This is a genomic window from Arthrobacter sp. 10T416 (assembly GCF_056394165.1).
The window spans coordinates 108,121-130,058 of sequence record NZ_JBFTHI010000012.1 but is presented as its reverse complement, the minus strand read 5'-3'; the positions used below and the strand labels follow the sequence as shown (position 1 = coordinate 130,058).

The window sequence follows — 21,938 nt, the reverse complement described above, 5'->3', positions numbered from 1 at the left end:
ATAGCCATGTGACAATCTCCTTAGTTCACCGGACCCGATCACTGTCGGCATCCCCAACGGCCTCCGGCTGATCCGGAAGATCCAATACCTAGAACCTACCCTGCCCCGGAAAACACTGTCGATGGGCAGCACTCCCCATCCCGCCGCCGCCCCTGTTTAGCTGCCGAACCGCCGCAGCCGCAGCGAGTTGGCCACCACCAGGACGGAACTGGCCGCCATGGCCGCGCCTGCAATCATCGGGTTGAGCAGCCCCAACGCGGCGACCGGGATGCCCACGGCGTTATAGAAGAAGGCCCAGAAAAGGTTGGTCTTGATGGTGGCCAGAGTCCGGCGGGAGAGCTCGATGGCCTGGGCGACCTGTCCCAGTTCGTTGCCCATCACGGTCAGGTCCGCGGCTTCGATGGCGACGTCGGTGCCCGATCCCATGGCGATGCCGAGGTCCGCCTGGGCCAGCGCGGCAGCGTCATTCACGCCGTCGCCTGCCATCGCCACGGTGGCGCCGCCGGCCTGCAGCGTGCGCACGGCGTCCACCTTGCCCTGCGGTGAAACCCCCGCAAACACGTCCTCCGGCGCAATCCCGACCGCGGCGGCCACCTGGCCGGCCACGGCGGCGTTGTCCCCGGTCAGCAGGACAGGCCGCAGTCCCAGTTCGCGAAGCCGGGCGATGGCTGTCGCCGATCCCGGCTTGAGGGTGTCCCGCAGGCTGATAATTCCGGCAGGCGCGCCGTCCACGGCCACCCAGATGGCGGTCGCCCCGGTCTGTTCGGCGGCGGCCAGGGCCTCCTGCTGGGCTGCGGAAATGGTGGCGCCGTTTTCCCGCAGCCAGCCGGCGCGGCCCGCGGTGATGCGCCGCCCCTCCACGGTGCCGCTGACGCCGCCGCCGGGAGCTGAATGGAAACCGGCGACGGCGGGCAGCCGCGCGTCGTCGTCGTCCGCCTGAGCCGCGGTGAGCGCCGCCGCGGCGATGGCTCGCGCGATCGGATGCTCGGACGCGGCCTCCACCGCGCCGCCGAGCCGCAGGACGTCCGTCCCGCTGAACGGGGCGAGGGGGGTGACGCCGGAAACTGCCAGGTGCCCCGAGGTGACGGTGCCGGTCTTGTCCAGCAGGATAGTGTCCACGGTGCGGGTGTCCTCGAGGACCTGCGGGCCCTTGATCAGGATGCCCAGCTGGGCGCCCCGGCCTGTCCCGGTGAGCAGCCCCACCGGTGTGGCCAGGCCGAGGGCGCAGGGGCAGGCGATGACCAGGACGGCGACGGCGGCCGTAAAGGCGGCGCGCAGTTCGGTGCCGCTGATGTTGGGGCCGGCCGCGAGCAGCCATGCCCCGAACGTGACGACGGCCAGGGCGAGAACCACGGGAACGAATACGGCGCTGATGCGGTCTGCGAGACGCGCGATAGGGGCCTTGCCGGACTGTGCCTGGGACACCAGCCGGCCCATGTGGGCGAGGGTGGTGTCGGCGCCGACGCGCGTCGCACGGACAAGGATCCGGCCCGCAGTATTGATGGTGGCGCCGGTGACAGGACTGTCCGGGCCGACCTCGACGGGAACGGATTCCCCGGTCACCAGCGAGGCGTCGACCGCTGAGGAGCCTTCGACGACCACACCGTCGGCGGCAATTTTCTCGCCCGGGCGGACCACAATGATGTCGCCGGTCCGGAGCCGGTCCGCGGGGACCTGGAACTCCATACCGTCCGCGAGGACGGTGGCTTCCTTGGCGCCGAGGTCCAGCAGGGCCCTGAGTGCGTCGCCGGCCTTCTGCTTGGCGTTGGCCTCCAGGTAGCGGCCGAGCAGCAGGAAGGTGGTGACAACGGACGCGACTTCAAAGTACAGCCCGGCAGAGCCCGTGCCCTCCATGCCGGGGTGCTCGGTCAGGAGCGGATCGGCGATGAGTTGCCACGCCGAGAAGAGGTACGCGGCCGCCACTCCGATCGAGACCAGGGTGTCCATGGTGGACGCGAGGTGCCGGGCATTGATTGCGGCGGCGCGGTGGAACGGCCATGCCGCCCAGGTGACCACAGGCAGGGCCAGCAGGCCGGCGACCCAGCCCCAGTGCGGGAACTGGGCGGCCGGGATCATGGAGAAGGCGAAGACCGGGACGGTGAGGACCGCCGCGGCAACAAGCCGGGGTTTGAGGGCCGCGGCGTGGCCCGGGGCGGGCTCCCCGCCGGTGGCGGCGGGTTTCTGTGGCGGCCGGACAGTTGCCTTGTAGCCGGCGGCGTTGACGGTTGCGGTGATCTGGTCATCCGAGATGGCGTCCGGCACGGTGACCCGGGCGGATTCCAGCGGCAGGTTGACCACGGCCTGGACGCCGTCGAGCTTGCCGAGCTTCCGTTCGACGCGCCCGACGCAGGAGGCGCAGGTCATGCCCTCGATGTCGAGTTCGATCACCCTGGATCCGGGCACGTCCAGTAGTTCGGCGTTGCTCACGGTGGTCCCTTTCGGTCCGGCAGCCTCAGGCCTCGTTTGCGACCACCAGGTACCCGGCCTCGGCGACGGCCTCGCCGATTTCGGCGGCGGACAGGGCTTTGTCGGAGGTGATGGTGACTGTGGAGATGCCGCCGGCGTTGAGGGCGACGTCGACGCTTTCGACGCCGGCCAGCGCCTCGAGTTCCTCGGAGACCGAAGAGACGCAGTGCCCGCAGGTCATGCCGGATACCTCGACGATGGTGGAAACGGTGCTCATGGGGTCCTCCTCTGTGCGGGACTGGACGGGGTGCGCCAGTCCGATGGTGTGGTGGGTGGTGGTGCCGCTACCGCAGCAGGCGCCCGATGGCATCGGTGGCCTCCTTGACTTTGAGGTCAATGGCCTCGGCCCGCAACCCGGGATCCGGCTCTGCCGCCGCCCCCACGACGCAGTGGCCGATGTGCTCTTCGACGAGCCCCAGGCTGACCGCGTGCAGGGCCTTCGTGACGGCAGCGACCTGGGTGAGGACGTCGATGCAGTACTTGTCCTCATCGACCATCCGGGCGATGCCGCGGACCTGCCCCTCGATCCTCTTCAGCCGTTTCAGGTACGCGTCCTTGTTGGCCGTATACCCGTGCTGGTGCGGGACGGCACCCTGTTCCGGCTCGGTGATGGTGGGGTCGGGCGTGCTCATGCCACCAACATATACCCCCTAGGGGTATCAGGCAACCGTCTGCCGGGACGGAGCGCCGGCCGGAAAGTCCCCGGAAATTAAAGAGCTCCGGAGTGCGTTATTGGGGGATACGCACTCCGGAGCAGCTTATGGGGTAGGGGTTTCCCGCCTACGGATACAACCTTACTCGGCAGTAGAGACGATGCGCCAGCACCTCGAATAACTACTTTCGCTTTACTTTCTCCGGGGCCTTCACGGGCCCCCGTGGCGGTGGCCGGGCGCGGCGTCCCGCACCGGAACGATCAGGACCGGGCGCTCCTGGTGGTGGCTGAGCCACGCCGCCACCGAGCCGTTGAGGGCCGCGGTGAGCCGGTGTCCCAGGCCAGGCGCCGGCGTGCCCACAACGATCATTACGGCGCCTGCGTCGGCGGCCAGCCGGCCAAGGGCCCTGGCCGGATCCCCGGCAAGGGTCCGCAGGCTCCAATCCACACCGCGGCCCTCGCACACGTCGGCCACAACAGCGCGCAGCCGCTCCGTGGTGGCGAGGATTTCCGCGCTGTCGGCGCCCGGATGGAGGGAAAGGCGGTGGGCGGAGCGGGCCGGATCCCACTCGACGAGGTAGCTGGCCTCGTCCACGAAGGCGCAAACCAGCGGGGCGGCAAGGCGCGTGGCCAGGGTCGCGGCGGTTTCGAGCACCTCCGGAGGCTGGCCGGGGAGGACGCCGACCACCAGCGGAGCGGTGCCCGTTGGCTCGGCGGGCATGCCCCATTGTGGCTCGCGCCCTCCGGCCCGGGCTAGGGCCTTCCTGCCCGGTCGGGTCCCGCCCTCGAACGCCCAGGACCAGTGGCCCTTGCCCGGCCCAGGCGCCGGCTTTACCGTCGGGAAACAGGGGCACGGCAACGGAGAGGTGGCGGCGGTGGACATCTATATGTGGTGGCTGGACCTGGATCTTTCCAGCAAGGAGTGGCTGCGGGAGAACCTGCGCGCCGATGAACTCCCGCTGCAGGTTCTGCAGGGCATCGCGGAGGCCGGCGGCCCGCATCCGGACCGGCCCACCGGGGTGCTCAGTGCCGCGGACTGGGACTTCGTGGAGATCCAGTCCGAATTCGTCGATTGAATCCCCGCAAACCATTGCGGCCGCGGGACCCCGGTGGTTGCATGTAGGGCATGGCAACCGCAGAAAGTTATGTCCTGGCGATCGGCACCAAAAAAGGCCTCTGGCTGGCTACCAGCCCGGACCGCCGCACCTGGTCGCTGACCGGTCCGCATTTCCTCATGAGCGAGGTCCCCAGCATCGCCATCGACACACGCGAAGGCCGGACCCGCATCCTGGTGGGCGTCCGCTCGGAACACTGGGGACCCACTGTCTTCCACTCCGATGACCTCGGCGAAACGTGGACGGAGCCCGAGAACGGGGCCATCCAGTTCCCCCAGGGTACTGACGCGGCGCTCGAGCGCGTCTGGCAGCTGTACCCGGACGCGGAATCCCGGCCCGGCGTCGTCTGGGCCGGCTGCGAGCCTATTTCGGTCTGGAAATCGACCGACGGCGGCGAGCACTTTGAACTGAACCGTGGGCTGTGGGACCACCCGCATCGCAGCGAGTGGGGGGCCGGCTACGGCGGCGCCGCGGCCCACTCCATTGTTGTGAACCCCGACGGCGAAAAGGTGCACATCGCGATGAGTACCGGCGGGGTATACCGCTCACTCGACGGCGGCACGTCCTGGGAGGCGCGGAACAAGGGGATCTCTGCCCGCTTCAACCCCGACCCCTACCCTGAATTCGGCCAGTGTGTGCATAAGATCGCCGCCGACGCCTCCGTGGAAGGCCGCCTGTACGCGCAAAACCACCACGGCGTCTACAGGACTGACGACAACGCCGAGACATGGGAGTCGATCGCCGACGGGCTGCCGGCGGACTTCGGTTTCGTGATGCTGACGCACCCGCGGCGCGCGGGGACCGCATGGGTGATCCCACTGAAGGCCGACGGCGAAAGGATCCCGCCGGAGGGCAAACTTGCCGTGCACCGGACCGACGACGCCGGCGCCACCTGGAAGCGGCTGGACGCGGGCCTGCCGGAGTCCGAATACAACGTTGTTCTCCGTGATGCTGCCTGCGTCGACGGGGGAGAGCCCGCCGGGGTCTACTTCGGAACCCGCGGGGGTAGCGTCTACGCCAGTCATGACGAAGGCGAACACTTCACTGAGGTGGCCTCCCACCTGCCGGACGTACTCTGCGTCCGGGCCGCCGCCGTCGTCGGGGCACCCCTCGCCGGAGCCCAGCGGTCCGACGCCGCCTTTTCCGCCTAGGCGTTCCGTGGAGATTAGCGTCTTGTTGCCCAGCGTCCTCCAGCCGCTGGCCGGCGGGCAGTCCATCCTGACTGCACCCGCGGACAGTGCCGTGACGGTTCGGTGGCTGCTGGATTCGGTGGCGGGAGAGTTTCCCGCGTTGGCCAGGCGCCTGCGGGACGAAACCGGATCCGTACGCCGTTACGTGAATATATACGTCAACGGGAATGAAATCCGGCGGCTGCAGGGCCTGGCAACGGAAGTGGCGCCGGGCCAGGAGGTCCTGATCATCCAGTCCGTCGCCGGCGGTTAAGGCTCAGGCGACCCGCCAGAGGCTGCACTCATCCGTGTTGACCACTTTGCGGGTGCCCGACTGCCGGTCCAGGATCCACACGACGCCGATCCCCGGTGCCGTCTCCTGGACGCGGCCGCGGCGGATCACGACGTCGTCGTAGTTCGGGCCGATCCGCAGCCGGGCTTCGATCTCATCGCCGCGATGCAGCTGGTCGAGGGCACGGATCCGGGTTATCTGGGCTTTGGCTTCCTTCAACATGGGGGCCTCCTGGACTGGAGCTGGCGCCTGCTCTTGCCGGCACTTCCAGTGTCCGGCGCTAATGTTGCCGCCGCGTTTCGGCCCGGTAAGGACCCGGTTAGTTTTCCGTGCCAGGGGATCGACGCCGGCGCCGGGCCACGCCAGAATGGGGCCTATGCAACTGCCCCTGATGCCCCCTGTCGCGCCGATGCTGGCGAAAGCCGTCCGCGACCTGCCCGAGGGGCCCATGAGCTTCGAGCCCAAATGGGACGGCTTCCGCTCCATCATCTTCCGCGACGGCGACGAGGTGGAGATCGGCAGCCGCAACGGAAAACCCCTGACCAGATACTTCCCGGAGCTGGTCGAGGCCCTGAAAATAAACCTGCCGCAGCGCTGTGTGCTCGACGGCGAGATCATCCTCGTGGGACGGGGCGGGGACCGGCTGGACTTCGATGCACTCCAGCAGCGGATCCACCCGGCGGCGAGCCGTGTCCGGCTCCTGGCCGGAGAAACGCCCGCCAGTTTCGTCGCGTTCGACCTGCTGGCCCTTGACGCCGAGGACCTTACCGCCCGGCCCTTCGAGGAGCGCCGGTCGACCCTGGAGCAGGTTCTGGCGGGCAGTGCTGCGCCTGTGCACCTGACCGCCGCGACCAGGGACCGGGACACTGCGGCGCAGTGGTTCCGGCAGTTCGAGGGCGCCGGCCTGGACGGAATCGTGGCCAAGGCCCTGGGCTCCAGCTACCAGCCGGACAAACGCACCATGTTCAAGGTCAAACACGAACGCACCGCTGACTGTGTGCTCGCCGGCTACCGGGTGCACACCTCCGGCCCGGACCGGATCGGCTCCCTGCTCTTAGGGCTGTACGACGACGACGGGAGCCTCGCCAACGTGGGCGTGGTGGGCGCGTTCCCCATGCAGCGCCGGCAGGAGCTGTTCGAGGAGCTCCAGCCGCTGGTCACCGATCTTGCCGGCCATCCCTGGGCGCCGGCCCAGCAGGAGGAGGGCGTCCGGACGCCGCGCAACGCCGAGGCAAGCCGCTGGAGTGCGGGCAAGAGCCTGGATTTCACGCCGCTGCGGCCGGAGCGGGTGGTGGAGGTGAAGTACGACCACATGGAGGGGCCCCGGTTCCGGCACACCACGCAGTTTGTCCGCTGGCGGCCGGACCGGGAGCCGGAGTCCTGTACCTACGCGCAGCTCGAAGAGCCGGTCAACTATGACCTCGCGGCTGTGCTGGGGGCGGGACGCGGCTAGCCGCGGCGTGACTGGGCGAAGAGCTGCCGCAGGGTGAAAAAGCAGCCCAGCGCGCTGAACAGCAACGCCATCAGGAACTCCCCCTTGTAGCCCTCGACGAGGTCGGCGTTGTTCGCCAGATTGTCGCCCAGCAGCGCCCAGGCCCCGGGCTCGAACAGGAGTTCCACCGGTGATCCGCCAAGGTAGTCGGCCAGATCCAGCCAGATGCTGCCCAGGAACGACGCGAGCACGGTCACCGCGGTCACAACAACCACCACCCACGCACCACGCCGGGTGATGGTGCCGCCGCGGCCCGCGGTACTGCCGGCGATGTACAGCCGAGCGGCCCCTGCAGCGGTCAGGAAGGCAACGATCGAGGCCATCCAGCCCAGCTTCCAGAGGACCAGCCAAAGGGCGACGCCGGCCGGCGCCATCGCCAGGGCAAAGACCACTCCGCGCACGGTGTTTTCCGGGGGAGTGGCACGGATGGCGGGAATCGGGAACGCGGGCGCCTGTGCCCGGCGGTGGTCGGGGGAATCCGGCCATGGGGCCCCGTCCGGCCAGTGCTGGCCGTGCGCCGGCTGGGCGCCTCCAACGGATCCGGATTCATTTCTGGCGTCAAAATCTGCGCGCTCTGTCATCATTCCCCCAAATGAGATGAGTGATCCCGGTCCCCTCTGGGCCGGTAAATCCCGCTTAGTCTGGCACAACCCGGCCCGGAAATGATGATTTGCCCCGCAGCTATTACGGGACTGGCTACGCAGGGGCAGGCGGCACCGTCCATGCAGTGCACTGCCGGGCCGGTAAAACCGCTCTCTCGCTATAGGATTTCCCTGCGGGACCCATCCCGCCCACACGCCCGAAGGACACCATGCCACAGACCAATGCCGCGCAGGACGAATCCGTCCAGGCCGATGCCGCACAGGACTCCTCCGTCCAGCTCAAGCGTGCCGCCGTGATCATCAACCCCATGAAGTCCTCCGGCGAGGATTTCAAGGCCTCCTTCTACCGCCTCTGCGAGACGCAGGGCTGGGCGGAACCGCTCTGGCTGGAGACCACGGCCGAGGACACCGGCCTGGGCCAGGCGCGCGAGGCGCTCGAGGCAGGGGCCGACGTCGTTATTGCCGCCGGCGGCGACGGAACCGTGCGCTGTGTGGCCGAGGTCCTTGCGGGCACCGGGACCCCGATGGGCCTGGTCCCGATGGGCACGGGCAACCTGCTGGCCCGCAACATCGGGGTCGACATCACCGATCCCGTGGCCGCCAGCTACGACGTCCTGAACGGCTCCGACATCAAGGTGGACGTGGTGAAGGCACGCCTTGACCACTCCGAGGACGAGCAGGTCTTCCTGGTCATGGCCGGCCTTGGCTACGACGCGGCGATCATGGCGAACACCGTGGACGAACTCAAGGACCGTGTGGGCTGGCTCGCCTACGTGGAGGCCGGTATCCGGCACCTGCCCGGCAAGCCGGTGAAAGCCAGGATCAGCATCGACGGACAGCACCCGGTGCGCCGCCGGATCCGCAGCGTTATGGTGGGCAACTGCGGCAAGATCACCGGCGGCATCGAAGTCTTCCCCGACGCCAAGATCGATGACAACATCCTGGACGTCCTGCTCCTGGCCCCGGTAGGCAGGTTCGGCTGGTTCAACGTCCTCGCCGGCATGTTCGGCCGCAAGAAGGGCAAGAGCAAGGCCGTGGAGTACTTCGCCGGGAAGTCCGCGGAAATCAGCCTCGACCACGAGCAGGAGTTCCAGCTCGACGGCGACCACATTGGCAAGGCCAAGCACCTCATGGTCGAGGTGGAGCACGAAGCCCTGACGATCAGGATGACGAAGGCGGCCTAGCCCTCACCGCCGGGCCGGCCGCGCGCACCGCTGCCGCGCCCGGCCCGGTTAGCGGGAGCGTCCGCCGGTGAACTCCGCCGTCCGGCCGGGCTCTGCTCCCTCACGAGACCCCGCTCCCTCGCGAGACTCTGCGGCGGCGCCGTCGCTATCCGTCGCGGCGCCAGCGCCGTCCGCGCTGCCGCGATCCGCCGCGCCCGCTCCGCTGCCGGCCAGCGACGCCAGCAGGTCCCGGATCTCCGCCAGCAACGCGGTGTCCGCCGGGATGGGCTTCTCCTCGGGTTCCGGGGCGGCCAGCCGGTGCTTGACCATCCGGTTGATCCTGTTCATCGGGGCCACAAAGATGAAGTACACCACCCCGGCCGTGATGAGGAACGTCACGAACGCCGTCATCACAGCTCCGATGTTCACGAAGGTCTTGGCGTTGCCGGGCCATACGGAAAAACCGAGGCCTTGGGTCTCCACGCCGCCCGCTGCCGCGATGATCGGGTTGACGATGTTGGTGGTGAACGCGGTGACCAGGGCCGTGAAGGCGGTACCGACGACGACGGCGATGGACAGTTCGATCACGTTGCCGCGAAGGATGAAGTCTTTGAATCCTTTGAGCATGGGTCCTCCGGAGTGAGCCGTACGGGTGGTTCAACCGATAGACGCTACCACCTCCGCCGCCGGCCCCGCCCTTCCGTTGAACGGAAGCCAAGGGGCCGCAGGCCACCGGGAAAGCATACGATTCAGCTGGATGCCAGTGCCGCCGTCGATTCCAACCGACTGCCAGGAAAGGCCGTTCCCGTCCGTGAAGGCTGCTAACTTCTTCGCCGAAATGTTCTCCGTGGCGCCAGCCAACAAGGACCACCAGGCCGCGATCCGCTGCGCCGTCGGTGTCTTCGTGCCGCTGATCACCCTGGTGCTGCTTGGCCGGCTGGATCTGGCCATTTTCGCTTCGTTCGGCGCCTTCACCGGTATCTACGGACGCAACGAGCCCCACGGCCGGCGGTTTGTCCTGCAGCTGCGCGCCGGCACCCTCATGCTGGCCGTGATGCTGCTCAGCGCGCTGACGGCCCGCGCCGGCACGGCCCTGGCGCTGACCCCCGGCGGCACCATCTGGCTGCAGGTCCTGGCGACCACCCTGGTGGCCGGCGGCTGCTCGCTGGTGGTGGCGTGGTGGCGGTTGCGCCCCGCGGGGTCACTGTTCCATATCTTCGCGTTCGCGGCCATCGCCTCGATCCCCAGCCAGCCGCCGCTGTGGCAGGGCATGCTGGTGGCTGTCCTGACGGTGGTGTTCTCGCTGCTGATCGGTTTGTCCGCCCGCGTCGCGCCCAGCCGGCGGCAGCCGTGGGTGTGGTCGCCGCCGCCGCGCCTGAACGCCGCCGAACGCCGCGTCGCGGGCCTGGAAGCTGTGGGGTATCTGGTCGCCGCGGGCCTGGCCGGCAGCCTGGCCACGCTGGTGGGCGGAAGCCTCGGGTTCGGCCACAACTACTGGGCCATGGTGGCGGCCGTTGTGCCGTTGGTCGGGCACAGCACCCGGCACCGGATCAGCCGCGGGGTGCAGCGCATCATCGGCACGGCGTTGGGACTCGTGCTGCTGGCGGCGATCCTGCTGCTGCAGCCGGCCCCCTGGCAGACCGTCCTGGTGATCGCCGCGTGCCAGTTCGGCGCCGAGATGTTCATTGCCCGGCAGTACATGCTGGCCCAGTTGTTCGTCACCCCACTCGCGCTGATCTCGACCCTCCTGGTGGCCCCGGTGCCCGCCGGAACGCTGTTGCGGGACCGCCTGCTGGAGACCCTCATCGGAGCCGCCGTCGGCGTCGGCGTTGTGCTGGCACCCGCGCTGTGGCAGCGGATGGGCCCGCCGTCACGCAGGCGCGCCTGACCGTTCAATGGAAGACTGGCACCGTTAGGCACCAGTCAGGGCGGTCAACAGTGCGGAGGCGGGGAGCGTGGCAAATTCCGGGTCGGGGGATTCCGTGGTGGACCGCGTTGTCCGCCTGCTGGAGTCGTTCTCCGAGGGTTCGGCCCTGCCACTCTCCGATCTCGCCGACCGGGCCGGCCTTCCACTGACCTCGGCCCACCGGCTGGTCCGGCAACTGGCCGGGCACGGGCTGCTGGAACTCGGCGCCGGCGGGTCCGTCCGGCTGGGGCTGCGGCTGTGGGAACTCGTGAACCGGAATTCGCCCACCCTGGCCCTGCGGCAGGCTGCCATGCCGTTTATGGAAGACATCCAGCAGGTGCTGCACCAGAATGTGAACCTCGCCGTGCTGGACGGCTGGGATGCCTTGTTCGTCGAGCGCCTATCGCGCCGCGGCTCAGTGGTGAACCGGGCGAAGGTCGCCGGCCGGATGCCCGTGCACCTGTCCTCGGCCGGGCTGGCCCTGATGGCCCACCAGCCGGCCGCGGTCCAGGCGGAGTATCTTCGCCAGTTCAAGGATCCGGCCGGCGCCCTCCGTCCCGGTGACGTCCGGCGCCTGCTGGGCGGAGCCGCCGCCGACGGGTTCGCCCAGTTGGCCGGGGTGGTCGACGCCGATACGTGGGGGATCGCAGTACCCGTGCGGGACGCCCGGAAGCGGACCGTCGCGGCCCTCGGCGTCGTGGTTCCACTGCAGGAAATGCGGCTGCAGGCGCTGGTGCCGGCACTGCAGACCGCGGCCCGCGGAATCGGGCGCCGGCTGGCCGATTCGCCATCGACAGCACCCCGGGCCGGGACTAGCCTTTAACCGTCCCAGCATGACCCGCCAAGGACGGTAGAGAGGTGTCCGATCATGGGAAACGCAGAGAATGTTGAATTGGTCCGGCGAGGATACGAGGCCTTCAATTCAGGGGATATGGCGACTCTTGTCGAGATCTTCGCGGAGGACGCAGTCTGGCACGTTGCGGGGAGCGGCGTGCTGTCAGGAACCAAGCAGGGCCGGGATGCCGTCCTGGCGTACTTCGGCGAGCTGGGCGCCCGCACGCAGGGCAATTTCCGGGCCGACGTTGAGGACATTGTTGGCGGTGACAAGCATACGGTAGCGATCCAGCGCACCCACGGCGAAGCCAACGGCAAGACCCTCGACATGGGAACCATCATCACGTTTGTGCTCCGCGACGGAAAAGTCGCTGAAGGCCGGGAGTATTTCGAGGACACGGCCAAAGCGGACGATTTCTGGACCTGAGCGAACCCCTAGGCCATGGCCGTGTGGGCGGCGCTGTGCGAGTCGATCGCCTTGGCGAAGCAGTACGAGTGGTCCAGGCCCACGTACGGCCCGAAGTTGGGAACCGGAGTGAAGCCTGAATTTTGGTAGAACTGCCGGCCGTCGGTCTGCACCGATCCTGCCTCGGCAGTCAGCGTGGTGATGCCCAGGGCGTGGGCGTGGCCTTCCAGGGCGGCCAGGATGGAGCTGGCCACACCGGAGCCCCGCGTGTACGGCAGTACGTAGAGCCGCTTGATCTCGGCGGTGTGCTCATCAAGCAGCCGGAGGCCGCCGCAGCCGACGGGCTGGCCGGACGCCTTGTCGTGCGCCACGAGGAAGACCGCCGAGTCGGCTTCCGACGGCGGCGCCCCGGCCTCGTGTTCACCGTGGCCAAAGCGTGCATCCAGTTCCGCCTGCTGGGCAGCCCGCAGGTCGGCGCCCACCGGGTGCGACCAGGGGACCTGCCTGATGTTGAGACGCGGGTTGGTCTGCATCATTGCCTCGATTCGCCGAAGGGTTATGCAGACCTAGGCTAGGCAGGCGCCGTTTCCGTGGTGTTTCCGCCGCGTAAGGGGTGCGAGAATTCCCGTCCCCCGGCCGTGGGCACGTGGCCCCGGCTCACTCAGGCGGGGCGGCCCGTGGGGTCTTCGGCCGTCGGGTCCGCCAGGGCAAGGCCGCCCACCGGGCTGTCGTCCCAGTGGATCAGCCGCCACCCGGCGTCGGGATCCCCTTCGAGGGCCACGATGCCGGTGTTGGCGAGCACGTGCCGCGCGGCGAACTCTGCCTCGACATTGGTGGCGCGCAAACCGGTCCAGACGCGGATTGCAGCGCCGTGGCTGACGACGGCGACGGCGTCGTCGTCCCCGCCCCCGGCGGCAGCCGCCGCGATCCTGGCGATGGACGCGTCGTAGCGTTCGAAGAAGTCATGGCCGCTGGGCCCCGCTGGCATCCGCCGGTCGAGGTCGCCTGCGGCCCAGGCAAACACGGTGCCCAGGTAGCGCAGGTGGGATTCGCGGTCGGTGAGTTTCTCCAGCGCACCGGCCTCGATTTCCCGCAGGCCTTCCAGCACCTCGATCTCCAGGCCGCGGGCGGCAGCGAGCGGCGTGGCGGTGAGCTGGGTGCGCAGCAGGGTCGAGGCGTAGAGCAGGCCTATCCGCTGGGTGGCCAGGGAGCGGGCCAGGGCGGCCGCCTGGCGTTCACCGAGTTCCGTCAGGCCGGGCCCGGGGTGGGCCGTATCCAGTTGCCCCAGGACGTTGCCCGGAGTCTGCCCATGGCGGATCAGCAAAAGCCTCATGCCAGCGAGTTTACCGGCGGGGAAGCGGGCCCGGGCGGGCATTACCTAGGGGATCAGGACGGTGGCCTGGATCGGGGCGTGGTCGCTGGGATAACGGTCGCCGAGCCGGAACGTGTTGACGGCGGCCTCGGCAACGTGGATGTCAGGGGTGACGGCGATCCAGTCGATGCGCCGTTCGCCCACCACCGGGTCCTTGTAGTTGGGGAAAGTACCGTAGGCCGGGGTCAGGCGTTCCTGCGCGACCGTCCACGAGTCACGGAACGCGCCGCTGTCCACCAGTGTGCTGTACGCCCCGGAGGCGCCGGCGTCGGCGTTGAAATCGCCCATCAGGACGGTGGGGAGGCCCTGGTCAAAGCGCGTGGCGTGGTCCACGAGGGCCTCGGCGCTGCGCAGCTGGGCGTTCTCCGATTCGTGGTCGAAGTGGGTATTGACCACCATCAGCTCGCGGCCGGTGCGGTTGTCCTCGAACCGGCCCCACGTGGCGATCCGGGTGACGTTGTTCCCCCAGGTCGCCGAGCCGACCACCGCGGGGGTGTCCGACAGCCAGAACTGGTCCCAGTCCCGCAGCGTGAGGCGGCGGGAATCGAAGAAGATGCTGGAGTGCTCGCCGGCGCTGCCGCCGTCGCGGCCATGGCCGATCATCCGGTAATGCTCGGGAAGGGCCTCATCGATGACGGCCAGCTGGTGCTCGAGGCCCTCCTGGATGCCCAGCACGTCGGGCAGCTCCTCGGCCAGGACGGCCTGCAGGGCGGGAATGCGCTCCGGCCAGTAGTCCGCCTCGCCGGGAAGGGCCGCCGGGATGTCGCAGCGGATGTTGAAGCTCATCAGGCTCAGCCCGGCCGCGCGGGGGTCGTCGGGATCCGGGCGTGGGCCTGGTCCGGGGTCCGTGTCGGCGGCCGGACGGGGGCCGGCCGGAATAGTCCGTGCTCTCGACTCAGTGTCGGTCGGCAAGGGGTCTCCTCGTGTCGGTAACAGTCCCAGCTTTCCCCCGGAAGCTGGCCGGTCCTCGACGGCCGCGTAAACGGCGGCCTGCCGGAAGGTTAAATCCGAGTGGCTGCGGCTACGCCAGGTGGTCGACCAGCTTCTCCGCGATGCCGGTGTACTTGCCCGGGGTCAGGGCCAGGAGCCGGGCTTCGGCGTCCGCGGACAGCCCCAGGCCCTGCACGAATTCCTGCATCCGGGCGGCGTCGACGCGCTGGCCGCGGGTCAGGTCCTTGAGCCGTTCGTACGGGTTTTCCATGCCTTCGACGCCGGCGATCGCCTCGGCGCGCATCACCATCTGGATGGCCTCGCCGAGGACCTCCCAGTTGGTGTCCAGGTCCTTGGCCAGCACGGCCTCCGCGACGTCCAGGCGGTCCAGTCCCTTGGCCACGTTGGAGATGGCCAGCAGGGAGTGGCCGAATGCCACACCGATATTGCGCTGCGAGGAGGAGTCCGTGAGGTCGCGCTGCCAGCGCGAGGTCACCAGGGTGGAGCCCAGCACGTCCAGGAGCCCGGAGGAAATCTCCAGGTTGGCCTCGGCGTTCTCGAAGCGGATCGGGTTGACCTTGTGCGGCATGGTCGAAGACCCGGTGGCTCCGGCGACCGGAATCTGCGCGAAGTAGCCGATCGAGATGTAGCTCCAGATGTCGGTGCAGACATTGTGCAGGATGCGGTTGAAGCGTGCGACGTCGGCGTACAGCTCGGCCTGCCAGTCGTGGCTTTCGATCTGGGTGGTCAGCGGGTTCCAGTCCAGGCCGAGCGTCTCCACGAAGCTCTTGGCGACTTGCTCCCAGTCGGCGCCCGGTACGGAGGCGACGTGTGCGGCGTAGGTGCCGGTGGCGCCGTTGATTTTGCCGAGGTATTCGGTCCGGGCGATGCGGTCCAGCTGGCGGGTCAGCCGGTGGGCGATCACGGCCAGCTCCTTGCCCAGCGTGGTGGGGGTCGCCGGCTGGCCGTGCGTGCGGGAGAGCATCGGAACCGCACGGTTGGCTTCGGCCATCGAGCTGATCTGGGCGACGAGCTTGCGGGCTGCGGGCAGCCACACGTCCTCGACGGCGCCCTTGACCCCGAGCGCGTAGGAAAGGTTGTTGATGTCCTCCGAGGTGCAGCCGAAGTGCACCATGGCCGTCAGGTGTTCGATCCCGATGCCCGGCAGCCGCCGGCCGATGTAGTACTCCACCGCCTTGACGTCATGCACGGTGACAGCCTCGATCTCGGCCAGCTCGGACACAGACGCGGCGTCGAATTCGGTAACAATGGCGCGCAGCTGATCCTGCTGGGCGCTTGTCAGCGGGCCGGCTCCGGGCAGCACGTTGTTGCTGGTCAGGTGGATGAGCCATTCAACTTCGACGGCGACCCGGTCACGGTTCAGGGCGGCCTCGGACAGGTAGTCAACCAGCGGGGCGACCGCCGACTGGTAGCGGCCGTCCAGCGGGCCGAGCGCGATCTGGTGGTCGGACGCGGCAAGGGCCAGGCGTCCGGAAGGCGTGCGGGTCTCAGCTGTGGCGGCAGTTTCAGGCATGGTCCGATTCTTTCACGAAGTCCCGCCGGGCCTGAAGCGGGCCGTTGCGTATGACATCCAGCAGAGTGCTTTCCGCTCCCCAACCCCCGCTCGAGGAAGGTTTTCCACATAGTGTCCCGGCCGCCTTATCCCGGCCCTCACCCGGGACCTAACGTCGAATCATCAATAAGACGGCGAGGGAAGGTAGATGACCATGAGCGCCACAGTTACGGCCGCAGAGGCTGCAGCGTGCGCCTCCCGAGGGTACGAGGTGCAGGAACTGGCGGCCAGGACGGTGTCCTGCGCCGAGCAGGCCGGGGAGGCCCTGGCCCGGCTCAGCCAGCTTGAACTTCACGGCTGGCAATCTCCGGCCGGCCGCGCCTACCGCGTCACGATGTCACTGGAGGCGGCCTCGTTGCGCCGGGCACGTGACCGCCTGCAGGACGCGGCCGGCGTGGTCCTGCGGCATGCCGGGAACGTGGTGCTCTCCTCCGGACGTGCGGGCTACTGATGGCGGAAGTAACGCCGTCCGGGTCCGGCGAGGTTCCACGTCCTGCTCCGCCGCGGCCCGACGGGATGCTGCAGATCCGGGGCGGAATCGGCGGCGTGAGTTTCCAGTTCGAGGAGCTGCTGGCGGGCGCGGCTGCCCTGGATGGCATTGTGCGCCAGCTTTACGCCGTGGAGGCCGGAGCCGACGCCGTGCGCCGGGCGCTCTTCGACTACCAGCAGGATTCCTACCGCAGCGGCAGCGATGCCATCATCGCGGTAGGCGAGGCCGGGCGGGACGTCGGCGCCGTGCGGGCCGAGCTGGAACACATCGCGAATGGGGTCCGGGCCAGTCACCGGGAGTACGAATACACCGAGTCCCGTAATGCCCTGCTGCTCCGGCTGGGCATCTCCGCCCCGGGCTACGGCTCTGCGCCCGGGCTCTTCGAACTCCCGGGAGTCCGCGACCAAGTGGAACGCGGCGTTGCGATGGCGCCGCGTGGGCTGGCGCTGCTCCTGGGCCTGCAGTTCCCGCTCGCCGGTGCCATCTATGCGCTCGGCGGCCCCGCCGACGTCCGGTCAGCCGTCCGGGACCTCGCCAACACGCCGGGGCTGGGATTCCTGAAACCACGCCCGGTCACCGTCGTGGGCAGCGATACAACGGTGGCCGACGTCGACGTCTCCCCGGCCGGATTGCTGCGGCGGGCCGGGGCTGTGGGCCGGAACAGCGGTGACATCGAGGTGATTCGGATCGACGGCGGGATCCGGCGCGCCTGGGTGCTCATCATCCCCGGGACGCAACTGGGCGGACTGCCGGCGGGATCAAACCCCTTCGACACGGCCGGTATCGCCGAGGGGCTTGGCTACGACTCGGAAGCGACCAGCGTGGCCATCCGGCAGGCTATGCGGGAGGCAGGAGCGGAAGCTGGCGAGCAGATCGCAGTGGTCGGCTACAGCCAGGGCGGAATTCACGCCATGAACCTCAGCCGGGACAAGGCATTCCTGTCCGAATTCGACCTCAAGTACGTCCTGACCGCCGGCTCACCGGTGGGCGGCATTACCCCGGAGCCGGGGATCAGCAGCCTGCACCTTGAACACCAGCACGACTGGGTGCCGGGGGCCGACGGGCAAGCCAACGCCGACACAAAGGACCGTGTCACGGTCACGCTGACCAACGACCTCGCACTGCCTCCGGAGCAGGGGTTTGGCCTCGGGCCGGGCCACAACCTTGAAAACTACGCAGAAGGGGCCGAAGCCGTTTCGGCCAGTACGGATCCCTCGTTGCAGGCTTCCACTGCCGCGCTCGCCGGTGTGGTGGGTGCGGGTGGCCGCGCGACCGTGACGCGCTTTTCCCTGCGGCGCGAACTGCCGCCCGCGAAGGGCGTCGTGACGGCTCCGGGCCCGGGCCCGGGCCGCGTTGTCACCGGCCCGTCCTTGGCACCGCCGGCGGCGCGGCCTGGCCTGCCCTCGGCCCGTCCCGCGCCGCGCTCCGGGCAGGCCCCGCAGCCTGTGCCGGCCGGGGTGCCGGGTTAGCGCCGGCGGCCGCCCGGAAGCCGGCCTGCCACTAGGGAGACCACCGTGATGATGATGGCAGCGAGGACAGCGGTCCAGAAGAACGAATCAATGGTGAAGTGGACCGGAGTGTAGGCGCTCAGCCAGGAGGTGATGTAAAGCATCGCGGCGTTGATGACAATCGTGAACAGGCCCAGGGTGAGGATGGTGAGTGGCAGCGAGAGCAGGCTGACCAAGGGCTTGACCAAGGCATTGACCAGCCCGAAGATGAGCCCGATGAACAGATACGCCAGGATGATCCCGATCGTGTCCGTGCCCTGGGTGACGCCGCTTTTGGCCACGGCACCCGTGGTTGCGGTGGTGGAGATGTCCAGGCCGGGGAGGATCCAGCTGGCGATCCACAGGGCCAGTGCATTGACGATGACCCGCACGAAAAGTGAGCGCATGGCCCCATGCTGTCACATGATCCGTCGTGCCGGCAGGAGGGCGAAGTAGGCTAAGAAGCATGACTTCATCAGACAACCAGGCCGGCGGGATCCGCCCGCGGCCGGTAGTAGACCTCCTTCCCCGCTACGCGGCCGGCAAACCCCCGGTTCCGGTCGAGGGGCTCGTGAGCTACAAACTTTCCTCCAATGAAAACCCCCTGCCCCCGATTCCTGCAGTGCAGCAGGCCATCGCAGCGCAGACAGACTTCAACCGGTACCCGGACCCCCTGAGCAGCAAGTTGCGCGGGGCGCTGGCAAGCTTCCTGGACGTTCCCGCCGAGGACATCGTCACGGGTGCCGGCAGCCTCGGCGCCCTGAACCAGCTTCTGGCCACGTTCGCAGGCCAGAACGACGACGGCAAGGCCGACGAGGTGATCTACGCCTGGCGGTCCTTCGAGGCTTATCCAATCAGCGTTGGTCTTGCCGGTGCCGAGAGTGTCCAGGTCCCGTTGCTGGCAGACGGCCGGCACGACCTCGACGCGATGGCTGCTGCCGTGACCGCGCGCACGAGGGTGATCCTGCTGTGCACCCCGAACAACCCCACCGGGCCCATCCTCACCACGGGGGAGACCGAGCGTTTCCTGGCAACCGTCCCGTCGGACGTTGTGGTGGTCATTGACGAGGCCTACCAGGAGTTTGTCCGGGCCCAGGACGCCGTCGACGGCATCGCGATGTACCGCAAACACCCGAACGTCGTGGTGCTCCGCACGTTCTCCAAAGCGCACGGCCTGGCCGGCCTGCGCGTGGGTTACAGCGTGTCGCGCCCCGAGCTCACCCAGCACCTGCGCGTCACGGCTACACCCTTCGCGGTATCCCAGATTGCCGAAGTCGCCGCCGTCACCTCGCTGGAGCATTTTGACGAGGTTGTAGAAAGGGTACAAAGCCTGGTGGAGGAGCGCGATCGCGTGACGGCCGGGCTGCGGGATCTGGGATGGTTCGTTCCTGACGCCCAGGGGAACTTCGTCTGGCTCAATCTCGGCGAAAACAGCGCCGAATTCGCCGCACTGGCGGGGGAGCGGGCGCTGTCCGTGCGGGCCTTCGGCAACGAAGGGGTCCGCGTTAGCATCGGCGAATCCGAGGCCAACACGCGCTTCCTGGAATTGTGTGCGATCTATACAAAAGGCCCGCGGCGTTCCTAGCGCTTAACATGACGCCCGCCGGGAACCCGCTACGGATAAAGTAGGGACGAGTAAGCCAAAATATATGCCGGATCAGGAATGTATTCCTGATCCGGCATATATCCCAGCTATTGCGACGCATGCGAGTGCGGCAGGCAAGGAGACGGTATGGGCGCCACACATCTGCCCGCTACCGAGTTCGATGGAACCGACGTGGACGACCAGCGCGAGGCGCAGGCCGAGGCTGTGCTGGGCGACCCGGACGTGCCGATGGTCCAGCTCCTGGGCCCGGACGGGACCCTCGGCTCCGATCCGGTGTTTTCCGAGTACGCAGCCCGCCTTGATGCCGGCAAACTCCGCGGTTTCTACGCCGATATGGCCAAGATCCGGCGGTTCGACGTCGAAGCCACCGCGCTGCAGCGGCAGGGCCAGCTGGCGCTCTGGGTGCCGCTGACCGGCCAGGAGGCGGCGCAGATCGGTTCCGGGCGGGCGAGCCAGCCGCAGGACTACATCTTCCCCACTTACCGGGAGCATGGGGTGGCGCTGACCCGCGACGTCGATCTCGCCGAGCTGCTCCGGCAATTCCGGGGTGTGTCCAACGGCGGCTGGAACCCCAAAGACACCAACTTCCATCTCTACACGCTGGTCCTCGCCGCGCAGACCCCGCACGCCGTCGGCTACGCCATGGGCATCCAGCGCGACCAGAAGCTGGCCGCAGCCAACGCGGCCGCCGGGGATGGTGCGCCGGCCGCGGCGGCACCCAAGGCCGCCGTTATGGTCTACTTCGGCGACGGCGCCAGCTCCGAGGGCGACGTCCACGAGTCCATGGTTTTCGCTTCCTCGTACAACGCCCCTGTTGTGTTCTTCTGCCAGAACAACCACTGGGCCATCTCCGTGCCCACAGCCGTGCAGACCCGCATTCCGCTCTCCAACCGCGCCAAGGGCTACGGCTTCCCGGGCATCCGGGTGGACGGCAACGACGTGATCGCCGTCCATGCCGTGACCGAATGGGCCCTGGAGCGCGCCCGCGAAGGCAAGAGCCCGGTGCTGATCGAGGCCTTCACCTACCGCGTCGGCGCCCACACCACGGCCGATGACCCCACGAAGTACCGCCCCTCGGAGGAAGAGGACAGCTGGCGCGCCAAGGACCCGCTGGAGCGCCTGGAAAAGTACCTTCGGGCCCAGGGCCTGGCCGATGACGCGTTCTTCGAACAGGTAAAGGCCGACGGCGACGAACTCGCAGCTTATGTGCGCCGGACCATCCATGACCTCGGAACCCCGGACATCCGGACGGCCTTCGCCAACACCTATGCCGAGGCCCACCCGCTGGTGGCCGAAGAGCTGGCGTGGTTCGAGGAATACAGTGCAGGTTTTGCCGATGAGACCGGCGCCCCCGGGCAGCAAGCAGCCGAGGCCGACACGGAGGGGGCGCAGCGATGACCACCATGACCATTGCCAAGGCCATCAACGAGGGCCTGCGCGCGACCCTGGCCAACAACCCCCGCACCCTGCTGATGGGCGAGGACATCGGCCCGCTGGGCGGCGTTTACCGGGTTACCGACGGACTCATCGGCGAATTCGGTGCAGACCGCGTGGTGGACACCCCGCTGGCCGAGTCTGGCATTATCGGTACCGCGATCGGCCTGGCGCTGAGCGGCTACCGGCCGGTCTGCGAGATCCAGTTCGACGGCTTTGTCTTCCCCGGCTTCAACCAGATCACCACCCAGCTGGCCAAGATGCACTCGCGCAGCAACGGCAACCTCACCGTCCCCGTGGTGATCCGCATCCCCTACGGCGGCGGCATCGGCTCGATCGAGCACCACTCGGAGTCGCCCGAGGCGCTCTTCGCCCACACCGCCGGGCTGCGAATCATCACCCCGTCCAACCCGCAGGACGCCTACTGGATGATCCAGCAGGCCGTCGACTGCCTGGACCCCGTGATCGTCTTCGAGCCGAAACGGCGGTACTGGCTCAAGGGCGACGTCGACACCGCCTCCCCCGGCCAGTCCGACGACCCGTTCAAGGCCCACGTGCTGCGGGCCGGGACTGAGGCGACCGTCGTGGCCTACGGCCCGCTGGTGCCCGTCGCCCTCGCGGCGGCCGCAGCCGCGGCCGAGGACGGCCACAGCGTCGAAGTCATCGACCTGCGCTCCATCTCGCCCATCGATTTCGACACCGTCACGGAGTCTGTCCGGAAGACGGGACGGCTGATCGTCGCCCACGAGGCACCCACGTTCGGAGGCATCGGCGGCGAGATCGCCGCCCGGGTCAGCGAACGTGCGTTCCACTCCCTGGAAGCCCCGGTCATCCGCGTCGGCGGCTTCCATATGCCGTACCCGGTCGCCAAGGTGGAGGAAGACTACCTGCCGGACATCGACCGCATCCTAGAGGCGCTGGACCGCGCCCTCGCCTACTGACGGGGATT

General features: G+C 68.4%; 25 protein-coding genes. 13 read left to right on the top strand and 12 right to left on the bottom strand.

Annotated elements, in window-relative coordinates; genetic code table 11:
* Window positions 1-156: 156 nt before the first annotated feature.
* The 4 genes from AC1DBE_RS13270 to AC1DBE_RS13255 all read right to left on the bottom strand — a co-directional run bounded on the left by AC1DBE_RS13270 (window position 157) and on the right by AC1DBE_RS13255 (window position 3,839).
* Window positions 157-2,427 (bottom strand): heavy metal translocating P-type ATPase, encoded by a 2,271-nt coding sequence (locus AC1DBE_RS13270; protein WP_476970820.1) that lies wholly within the window; start codon window positions 2,425-2,427, stop codon window positions 157-159.
* Between the two features lie 25 nt (window positions 2,428-2,452).
* Window positions 2,453-2,683, bottom strand: a complete 231-nt coding sequence (locus AC1DBE_RS13265; protein ID WP_476880007.1) for a heavy-metal-associated domain-containing protein — start codon at window positions 2,681-2,683, stop codon at window positions 2,453-2,455.
* A gap of 67 nt (window positions 2,684-2,750) precedes the next feature.
* Window positions 2,751-3,098, bottom strand: coding sequence for a metal-sensitive transcriptional regulator (locus AC1DBE_RS13260; protein WP_476880008.1), 348 nt, complete (start codon window positions 3,096-3,098; stop codon window positions 2,751-2,753).
* 231 nt (window positions 3,099-3,329) lie between these two features.
* Window positions 3,330-3,839 (bottom strand): universal stress protein, encoded by a 510-nt coding sequence (locus AC1DBE_RS13255; protein WP_476880009.1) that lies wholly within the window; start codon window positions 3,837-3,839, stop codon window positions 3,330-3,332.
* Window positions 3,840-3,993: 154 nt separating this feature from the next.
* Between AC1DBE_RS13255 and AC1DBE_RS13250 the strand changes: the two genes are divergently transcribed.
* From AC1DBE_RS13250 to AC1DBE_RS13240, 3 genes are read left to right on the top strand one after another with little or no spacing between them, the layout of a single operon-like run.
* Window positions 3,994-4,194 carry a hypothetical protein gene (locus AC1DBE_RS13250; protein ID WP_476880010.1) on the top strand — a complete coding sequence of 67 codons (201 nt, stop codon included), beginning with the start codon at window positions 3,994-3,996 and terminating at the stop codon, window positions 4,192-4,194.
* A 50-nt stretch (window positions 4,195-4,244) separates the two neighbouring features.
* Window positions 4,245-5,384 carry a WD40/YVTN/BNR-like repeat-containing protein gene (locus AC1DBE_RS13245; protein WP_476880011.1) on the top strand — a complete coding sequence of 380 codons (1,140 nt, stop codon included), beginning with the start codon at window positions 4,245-4,247 and terminating at the stop codon, window positions 5,382-5,384.
* A gap of 7 nt (window positions 5,385-5,391) precedes the next feature.
* Window positions 5,392-5,676 (top strand): MoaD/ThiS family protein, encoded by a 285-nt coding sequence (locus AC1DBE_RS13240; RefSeq protein WP_476880012.1) that lies wholly within the window; start codon window positions 5,392-5,394, stop codon window positions 5,674-5,676.
* Between the two features lie 3 nt (window positions 5,677-5,679).
* Here AC1DBE_RS13240 and AC1DBE_RS13235 read toward each other — a convergent pair whose 3' ends face one another.
* Complete coding sequence (locus tag AC1DBE_RS13235; protein ID WP_476970819.1) at window positions 5,680-5,916, bottom strand: hypothetical protein; 237 nt, start codon at window positions 5,914-5,916, stop codon at window positions 5,680-5,682.
* 154 nt (window positions 5,917-6,070) lie between these two features.
* Between AC1DBE_RS13235 and AC1DBE_RS13230 the strand changes: the two genes are divergently transcribed.
* Window positions 6,071-7,147: an ATP-dependent DNA ligase gene (locus AC1DBE_RS13230; RefSeq protein WP_476880014.1), complete on the top strand. Its 1,077-nt coding sequence runs from the start codon at window positions 6,071-6,073 to the stop codon at window positions 7,145-7,147.
* Here the strand turns inward: AC1DBE_RS13230 and AC1DBE_RS13225 are convergent.
* Window positions 7,144-7,767, bottom strand: a complete 624-nt coding sequence (locus AC1DBE_RS13225) for a hypothetical protein (protein ID WP_476970818.1) — start codon at window positions 7,765-7,767, stop codon at window positions 7,144-7,146. The two genes, AC1DBE_RS13230 and AC1DBE_RS13225, sit on opposite strands and share 4 nt — an antisense overlap.
* 230 nt (window positions 7,768-7,997) lie before the next feature.
* Here AC1DBE_RS13225 and AC1DBE_RS13220 point away from each other — a divergent pair, with 230 nt between their 5' ends.
* On the top strand, window positions 7,998-8,972 hold the full coding sequence (locus AC1DBE_RS13220) for a diacylglycerol/lipid kinase family protein (protein WP_476879002.1): 975 nt from the start codon (window positions 7,998-8,000) through the stop codon (window positions 8,970-8,972).
* Window positions 8,973-9,020: 48 nt separating this feature from the next.
* Here the strand turns inward: AC1DBE_RS13220 and mscL are convergent, their stop codons facing one another.
* Window positions 9,021-9,578: a large conductance mechanosensitive channel protein MscL gene (gene mscL, locus AC1DBE_RS13215; protein ID WP_476970817.1), complete on the bottom strand. Its 558-nt coding sequence runs from the start codon at window positions 9,576-9,578 to the stop codon at window positions 9,021-9,023.
* A gap of 184 nt (window positions 9,579-9,762) precedes the next feature.
* Here mscL and AC1DBE_RS13210 point away from each other — a divergent pair, with 184 nt between their 5' ends.
* The 3 genes from AC1DBE_RS13210 (at window position 9,763) to AC1DBE_RS13200 (ending at window position 12,118) form a co-directional block, all read left to right on the top strand.
* Window positions 9,763-10,839 (top strand): FUSC family protein, encoded by a 1,077-nt coding sequence (locus AC1DBE_RS13210; RefSeq protein ID WP_476970816.1) that lies wholly within the window; start codon window positions 9,763-9,765, stop codon window positions 10,837-10,839.
* A gap of 67 nt (window positions 10,840-10,906) precedes the next feature.
* The gene (locus AC1DBE_RS13205; protein WP_476970815.1) at window positions 10,907-11,680 is read left to right on the top strand and encodes an IclR family transcriptional regulator; all 774 of its coding nucleotides are present in this window, start codon (window positions 10,907-10,909) and stop codon (window positions 11,678-11,680) included.
* A gap of 45 nt (window positions 11,681-11,725) precedes the next feature.
* On the top strand, window positions 11,726-12,118 hold the full coding sequence (locus AC1DBE_RS13200) for a nuclear transport factor 2 family protein (protein WP_476903745.1): 393 nt from the start codon (window positions 11,726-11,728) through the stop codon (window positions 12,116-12,118).
* A gap of 8 nt (window positions 12,119-12,126) precedes the next feature.
* Here the strand turns inward: AC1DBE_RS13200 and AC1DBE_RS13195 are convergent, their stop codons facing one another.
* The 4 genes from AC1DBE_RS13195 to purB form a co-directional block, all read right to left on the bottom strand.
* Window positions 12,127-12,630: a GNAT family N-acetyltransferase gene (locus tag AC1DBE_RS13195; protein ID WP_476879003.1), complete on the bottom strand. Its 504-nt coding sequence runs from the start codon at window positions 12,628-12,630 to the stop codon at window positions 12,127-12,129.
* Between the two features lie 128 nt (window positions 12,631-12,758).
* Window positions 12,759-13,430 carry a histidine phosphatase family protein gene (locus tag AC1DBE_RS13190; protein ID WP_476970814.1) on the bottom strand — a complete coding sequence of 224 codons (672 nt, stop codon included), beginning with the start codon at window positions 13,428-13,430 and terminating at the stop codon, window positions 12,759-12,761.
* Between the two features lie 45 nt (window positions 13,431-13,475).
* On the bottom strand, window positions 13,476-14,255 hold the full coding sequence (locus AC1DBE_RS13185; protein WP_476970813.1) for an endonuclease/exonuclease/phosphatase family protein: 780 nt from the start codon (window positions 14,253-14,255) through the stop codon (window positions 13,476-13,478).
* Between the two features lie 235 nt (window positions 14,256-14,490).
* Window positions 14,491-15,933 carry an adenylosuccinate lyase gene (purB, locus tag AC1DBE_RS13180; RefSeq protein WP_476970812.1) on the bottom strand — a complete coding sequence of 481 codons (1,443 nt, stop codon included), beginning with the start codon at window positions 15,931-15,933 and terminating at the stop codon, window positions 14,491-14,493.
* Window positions 15,934-16,126: 193 nt separating this feature from the next.
* Between purB and AC1DBE_RS13175 the strand changes: the two genes are divergently transcribed.
* Window positions 16,127-16,423 carry a hypothetical protein gene (locus AC1DBE_RS13175; RefSeq protein ID WP_476970811.1) on the top strand — a complete coding sequence of 99 codons (297 nt, stop codon included), beginning with the start codon at window positions 16,127-16,129 and terminating at the stop codon, window positions 16,421-16,423.
* Window positions 16,423-17,931, top strand: coding sequence for a hypothetical protein (locus AC1DBE_RS13170; RefSeq protein ID WP_476970810.1), 1,509 nt, complete (start codon window positions 16,423-16,425; stop codon window positions 17,929-17,931). Before AC1DBE_RS13175 ends, AC1DBE_RS13170 begins: the two co-directional genes overlap by 1 nt.
* Here the strand turns inward: AC1DBE_RS13170 and AC1DBE_RS13165 are convergent.
* Window positions 17,928-18,356, bottom strand: a complete 429-nt coding sequence (locus AC1DBE_RS13165; protein ID WP_476878992.1) for a phage holin family protein — start codon at window positions 18,354-18,356, stop codon at window positions 17,928-17,930. The two genes, AC1DBE_RS13170 and AC1DBE_RS13165, sit on opposite strands and share 4 nt — an antisense overlap.
* A 59-nt stretch (window positions 18,357-18,415) precedes the next feature.
* Between AC1DBE_RS13165 and AC1DBE_RS13160 the strand changes: the two genes are divergently transcribed.
* The 3 genes from AC1DBE_RS13160 to AC1DBE_RS13150 all read left to right on the top strand — a co-directional run bounded on the left by AC1DBE_RS13160 (window position 18,416) and on the right by AC1DBE_RS13150 (window position 21,930).
* Window positions 18,416-19,534 carry a histidinol-phosphate transaminase gene (locus AC1DBE_RS13160; protein WP_476970809.1) on the top strand — a complete coding sequence of 373 codons (1,119 nt, stop codon included), beginning with the start codon at window positions 18,416-18,418 and terminating at the stop codon, window positions 19,532-19,534.
* A 147-nt stretch (window positions 19,535-19,681) separates the two neighbouring features.
* A complete protein-coding gene (locus AC1DBE_RS13155; protein WP_476878990.1) occupies window positions 19,682-20,953 on the top strand; it encodes a thiamine pyrophosphate-dependent dehydrogenase E1 component subunit alpha in 1,272 nt (423 codons plus the stop codon).
* Window positions 20,950-21,930: an alpha-ketoacid dehydrogenase subunit beta gene (locus tag AC1DBE_RS13150; protein WP_476903746.1), complete on the top strand. Its 981-nt coding sequence runs from the start codon at window positions 20,950-20,952 to the stop codon at window positions 21,928-21,930. The genes AC1DBE_RS13155 and AC1DBE_RS13150 overlap by 4 nt, the downstream gene beginning before the upstream one ends.
* Window positions 21,931-21,938: the final 8 nt, after the last annotated feature.